The organism is Azospirillum sp. B506, from assembly GCF_000333595.1.
GTDB lineage: Bacteria > Pseudomonadota > Alphaproteobacteria > Azospirillales > Azospirillaceae > Azospirillum.
Map to the genome: position 1 here is coordinate 1 of NZ_BADK01000888.1, position 5162 is coordinate 5162.

At 69.4% G+C, this 5162-nt stretch carries 5 protein-coding genes and 1 pseudogene; 1 reads left to right on the forward strand and 5 read right to left on the reverse strand.

The window, feature by feature from the left end; translation table 11 throughout:
* The 3 genes and pseudogenes from I71_RS27465 to I71_RS40225 form a co-directional block, all read right to left on the reverse strand.
* Positions 1–782, reverse strand: a pseudogene (locus I71_RS27465) (response regulator); the annotation flags it as partial.
* A gap of 8 nt (positions 783–790) precedes the next feature.
* Positions 791–2254 (reverse strand): response regulator, encoded by a 1464-nt coding sequence (locus I71_RS40220; RefSeq protein ID WP_049976361.1) that lies wholly within the window; start codon positions 2252–2254, stop codon positions 791–793.
* A 50-nt stretch (positions 2255–2304) separates the two neighbouring features.
* Positions 2305–3333 carry a PAS domain-containing protein gene (locus tag I71_RS40225; protein ID WP_049976362.1) on the reverse strand — a complete coding sequence of 343 codons (1029 nt, stop codon included), beginning with the start codon at positions 3331–3333 and terminating at the stop codon, positions 2305–2307.
* 389 nt (positions 3334–3722) lie between these two features.
* Between I71_RS40225 and I71_RS27480 the strand changes: the two genes are divergently transcribed.
* Entirely contained in the window at positions 3723–3959 is a 237-nt protein-coding gene (locus tag I71_RS27480; protein ID WP_049976363.1) for a cupin domain-containing protein, read from the forward strand.
* Positions 3960–3987: 28 nt separating this feature from the next.
* On the opposite strand, the gene I71_RS27485 is transcribed toward I71_RS27480, so the two are convergent.
* Both I71_RS27485 and ndk read right to left on the reverse strand, forming a co-directional pair.
* Entirely contained in the window at positions 3988–4500 is a 513-nt protein-coding gene (locus I71_RS27485; RefSeq protein WP_042701504.1) for a hypothetical protein, read from the reverse strand.
* Positions 4501–4669: 169 nt separating this feature from the next.
* A complete protein-coding gene (gene ndk, locus I71_RS27490; protein WP_012974418.1) occupies positions 4670–5092 on the reverse strand; it encodes a nucleoside-diphosphate kinase in 423 nt (140 codons plus the stop codon).
* Positions 5093–5162: the final 70 nt, after the last annotated feature.

A 5162-nucleotide genomic window follows, 5' to 3' on the forward strand; every position in this document is an offset into this window, starting at 1 on the left:
ACTGGCGATGTGAAAGCAGGCGGCTTGGCCATCTCGCGGCGAAAGGCGACGGCGAGCGCGTCGCGCAGCCCCGGCATCGGGACGCGCCGCATCAGCGCATCCAGCCGACGGAACACCGGCGGCGCGTCCTCCGGCATCGGGCGGTCGGCGGCGATCAGCGTCACGATCAGGTCGATCAGCATGGCGAAAGGCGCATCCCGCGCGCAGGACGCGGTGCCGGCATCGCTCAGCAGCATCTCGCCCAGCAGCCGTTCCAGCGGCACCAGCGCGTCGGGATGTTCGGTGGTCCCGGCCAGCGCCAGCAGTGCCTCCGCCTTCTCGGCGAAGCTGCGGCAGACGGCGATGTGCTGGGTGACGGCGGCATCCAGCAGGAAGCGTCCGAGGAAGCCGCCGGTGGACAGCAGCTCCGCCGCCGTGCCGGGATAGGCATCGGCCAGGAATTCCGGCGGCGGGGTCTCCTTCAGCCGCTCGCGCGTCAGCCGGGCGATCTCGTTGACCAGCGGGGTCATCGCCCCTTTCCGGTCCATCGCCCGCTCGACCTGGGTCAGGATGGCGACGAAGGTCGCGGTGTTGGACAGCGCGGCCTGGTGACGCGGGTGGTGCAGCAGCTCCGTCGCCGTCAGCGCGTTCTCGTCGAGAAAGCGGCGGCAGAAGCGGCCGACGCCGTCCCGGCCGGCCGGCGTGTAGAAGTCGGCTGGCTCGCGGCAGACGGCGGAGGCCGTCCCTTCCGCCTCCTCCAGGGCCGGCTCCGCCGCCGGAGCCTCGTGACGGGAAGCCTCCATCGCCCCGCTCACACGGCCAACAAGTCGCGGAGCGCGCCGAGCAGCCGGTCCGGCGTCACCGGCTTCATCACGATCTGCCGCCCTTGCCGCGCCGTCAGCCCGGCCGCCGTCCGGCGCGAGGCATAGCCGGTCAGGAACAGGATGGGCAGATGCGGATTGCGGGCCTCCAGCGCCAGGGCAAGCTCCGGTCCGTTCATCCGCGGCATCGACACGTCGCTGACCACCGCGTCGAACAGGCCGCCGGCCTCATCGTAACGCTCCAGCGCCTCCTGGCCGTCCGACGCCTCGACCACCGAGCAGCCGGCCTCCTCCAGCACCAGGCGCAGGTACCGGCGCACCGCGTCCTCGTCATCGACCAGCAGGATGACCGCCCCCTCCCCCTCGGCAACCTGCAGGGCGTCTGGCCCCTCCGGCGCGGCGGGCGGTTCGACGGCGGGCAGATAGAGCGCGAAGGTGGCGCCGTGCCCCTCCTTCCCCTCCAGCTCGACCGCGCCGCCGGACTGCTGCGCCGTGCCGTAGACCATCCACAGGCCAAGCCCGGTGCCCTTCCCCGGCTCCTTGGTGGTGAAGAAGGGCTCCCAGATGCGGTCGCGGATCTCCGCCGGCACGCCCGGCCCCTGGTCGCTCACGCGAATCGCCACATAGCGGCCCGGCTTCAGGCCGCGGTGACGGGCGAAGAAGGCGTCGTCCGGTGTCTCCGCCGTCACCGCGACGGTCAGGGTGCCGCCTGCGGGCATGGCGTCGCGTCCGTTCAGCGCGAGGTTCAGCAAAGCCTGGTTCAGCGTCACCGGATTGACCAGCGCACAAGCCGCATCGTCGTCGGCCCGGATCGCCACGTCGATGCCGGCACTGAGCAGCGGTTTCAGGAAGACGCGCAGATCGCGCACCAGCGGGGCGACGGCCACCACCTCGCGCTCGTCGGTGGCGCGGCGGTGGGAGAAGTCCAGAAGCTGGCCGGTCAGCGCCGCCGCCCGTTCGGATGCCTTGGCGATCTCCTGCACGCAGGTCAGCACACGGTCGGGATCGGCCGGGTTGCGCTCCGCCAGCCGGGCGAAGCCACCGATCGCGGTCAGCATGTTGTTGAATTCATGGGCGATGCCGCCGGCCATCCGGCCCACCGCCTCCATCTTCTGGGCGCGCTGCAGTTCTCCTTCCACCCGGCGGCGGTCGGTGATGTCGTTCAGCACCAACAGGACCGCCGGACCGCCGGCATAGACCGCCGGGCTGGCCGCAACCTCCAGCCGGCGGCGCTCGCCAGTCGGGCGCAGGGCGTCGCATTCCAGCCGCCTCTCCTCGCCCTCGGCGGCGGTGGCGAGACTTGTCGCCGCTGCCCCGCCATCCTCCAGAACCCCGGCGAGCGGCCGGCCGTCCAGCGCGTCGGCGGCAACACCGAGGATCGCGGCAGCGGCCCCGTTGGCGAAGCGGATCGCGGTACGGTCCCAGATGACGATGCCATAGGGTGCCAGCTCCACCAGCTGGCGGTAGCGCAGCTCGCTTTCGCGCAGGGCGCCGACGGTCTCCTTCAGCCGGGCGGTCTGGCCGGCCAGCTCCTCCTCACGCGTTTCAGCTCGGTGATGTCCATCAGGATCTTCACCACGCCGCCGGTGCCGGTGGCGTGTTCGCTGATGCGGTACCAGCGCCCGTCGGACAGCCGGCCGTCGACCGGGGCGGAATGCTGGAGATGGCGGGTCAGCCGCTGTTCGAACCAAGCGCCGAAGTCGCCCTCGCCCCCATGCCCGCCCCTCTCGGCGGCGGCGCGCAGGATCTCGGAAAAGTTACGGCCGGGAGTCAGCATGTCGGCAATGGTTGGATAGGCGCGGCGGTACTGCTCGTTGCAGATCAGCAGCCGCCCGTCGGCATTGAACAGCACGAAGCCTTCGGACACGCTGTCGATGGCGTCATGCATCACCGCCTGCATGAAGCGCGCCTCCACCAGGGCCAGCGTCTCGGCGGTGGCGTCGATGCCGCAGCCGCGATAGCCGCGGAAGCGCCCGTCGGCGCCATGCACCGGCACAGCGCTGAGCCGCAGCACGAAATCGCGGCCGTGCGCGCCCTCGAAGCTCACCTCCAGGTCGCGGAAGGGCCGCCCTGCCTCGATGTCGGCGCGGTACTCGGCCCAGGTCGCCTCGTCGGCGACCAGCCGCCCGAGATCGAACAGGGAGTCGCCGAACACCATCTGCGGATCGCAGTCCAGCAGAGCGGTCAACCCGCCCGACAGCGAGAGATAACGGTGATCCCGCCCGGTCTCCCAGAACCAACCCGGAGATACGGCGGCGAAATCGCGGGAGCGGGCGCGCAGCCCCTCCAGCGCGCCCTGCGCCTGCCGCAGGACGGCGTTGGACCGGGCCAGCGCCGCGGCGGCGGACCCGGCGCGCCTGGCGCTCCACAGGGCGAAACCGCTGCAGGCGGCCAGGGCGCCGGCGGCCGGCAAGCCGATCTGGCCGGACGCAGACAGTCCCAGCAGCGCACCGATGCCGGTCAGTCCAGCCAGAAGTCCTGGAAGCGAAGCGGAAAAACGGGAAGGTCCTGACAACGGTTCAACGGCGCTCACATCGGCGTCCGCAGCGCGGGGCGGTCGATCGGCGTGTGCAGCGTCCACAAGGCCTCCGTCGGTCCGGCAGGGCGGTTGTCCGATGGCTTCACCGCCGGATTATCCCGTCTTAGGCGGTCAGGCGTTAACAGTGGGTTTAGCACCTGAGCTTTCGCACAGGAGCAATCGACTGAAGCGGTAGCGGCGACGGGCGGCAGATCCGGGAGGGTCCGGCAGGCGTAAAAACCGGTTGTCTCTTGCAAGCCCGTCAGTTTCGGAAGGAGCCGCCATGCCGCCAACCGATCCGCCCACCACGTCACCAGCAGCGCCGACAGCCGCACCCAAGGCGGAGGTGATCACCTGGAACAACCTTCCAGTCCAGACCGCTGACGGGACGCAGCGTCGCCGGCATGGGTGCGTCGCTGAAGCACGTCGTCATCAGGGCCGGCACGGCGGCCCCGCGACACGAGCAGCCTCACGAGCAATTCGTCATCGTGGTGGAAGGCCGCGCCCTGCTGACCTGCGAAGCCGGACCGGTTGATCTGCGGCCGGGCATGGCCATCCGCTTCGACCCCGGCGCCTGGCACAGCGCCGATTTCGTCGAGGACACCGTGCTGATCGAGGTGACCCTGAACCCGGCAGGGTGAGGCCACCAAAGCCCGGAGGACAACCGCCTCAAATGTCGATATCGATGTCGATCTCGCCGTCGTCTTCCGGAGCGCGGCCCAGCAGCAGGTCGGCGGCGTCGAGTGTCAGCGCCTCGACCTCCTCGTTGCGGTCGTCGTCGGGCAGGCGCAGGGCATGCATCAGCTGGGTCGCCAGATGGATCAGCATGGCACGGACGCAGTCATCCTCGGGATAGTCCAGGGCAACCACGTCCTTCAGGAAGGCGCCCAGCTGGTCCGGCGCGTTCCAGGGATGGGTGATGACGGTCTCGAAGCCGCTGGTGCCGAGGAAGACGGAATTCAACGCGATGGCCTGACGGTTGATGGCGTCGACCGCCTCATCCTGGTCCAGCTTGCCCTGGAGCACCTGATTGAAGGCGTCCAGGCTGAGGTCGATGAACTGGCGGACCAGCAGACGCACCACGGATTCATCGGACAGGTCGTTGCGGGCCTGCGGCTGGGTCAACACCGGCAGCGGTTGAAGCAGCGCCGCGATGATCGGCTTTGCGGATTGGGATTCCATCGCGGGCAACTCCTGTCGGGATCGTCCCCGGCATCTGCGGGGCAAAAGGTTCACGGCTCCCGATACTGCCAGACCTTGACGCAAAACGCAAAAAAGGCCGCCTCCTTGCGGAAGCGGCCCTTTCGGCCAGCCTGACGCAGGGTCAGGCCGGCAAATCCCGGAACTGGGATCAGCCCACCAGCTCGATGCCGGCGAAGAAGAAGGCGATCTCCTGGGCGGCGGTCTCCGGGGCGTCCGAACCATGGACCGAGTTGGCCTCGATCGATTCGGCGAATTCCTTGCGGATGGTGCCCTCGGCGGCGTTGGCCGGGTTGGTGGCGCCCATGATCTCGCGGTTGCGGGCGATGGCGTTCTCGCCTTCCAGAACCTGCAGGACCACCGGGCCGGAGATCATGAAGGAGACCAGATCGCCGAAGAACGGACGCTCGCGATGCACGCCGTAGAACTGCTCGGCCTGGGCCTTCGACAGCTGGACGCGCTTCTGGGCAACGATGCGCAGGCCGCCGTCCTCGAACTTGGCGTTGATCTTGCCGGTCAGGTTGCGGCGGGTGGCATCGGGCTTGATGATCGAGAGGGTCCGTTCGACGGCCATGCTGGTGACTCCTGCGGGATTGGGGCTTTTCGCCGATGAAAAACTCGCAGGCGCCGCCGTGGACCGGGCG